This window comes from Streptomyces beijiangensis (assembly GCF_017315755.1).
GTDB lineage: Bacteria > Actinomycetota > Actinomycetes > Streptomycetales > Streptomycetaceae > Streptomyces > Streptomyces beijiangensis.
The window spans coordinates 1-218 of record NZ_JAFLRJ010000560.1 but is presented as its reverse complement, the minus strand read 5'-3'; the positions used below and the strand labels follow the sequence as shown (position 1 = coordinate 218).

The following is a 218-nucleotide window of genomic DNA, read 5'->3' as shown; positions in this document are numbered from 1 at the left end:
CGGCCGACGAGGACGTACGGCGCCGGACCGGCCTGGAGTGGACGATCCTGCGGCCCGGATCGCTGACCGACGACGCGGGGAAGGGCCTCGTACGCCTGGAGGCGAGCACCGGACACGGGTCGGTGCCGCGGGACGACGTGGCGGCGGTCCTCGCGGAGCTCGTGGAGTCGCCGGCCACGGCGGGGCTGACGCTGGAGCTGGTCACCGGTTCGGTGCCG

The 218-nt window shown here is 75.7% G+C and carries 1 protein-coding gene; it reads left to right on the top strand.

Annotated features, from left to right (window positions below):
- Positions 1–218: NAD(P)H-binding protein (locus tag J0695_RS36750; RefSeq protein WP_206969101.1), on the top strand; the 218-nt coding region annotated here is incomplete at both ends.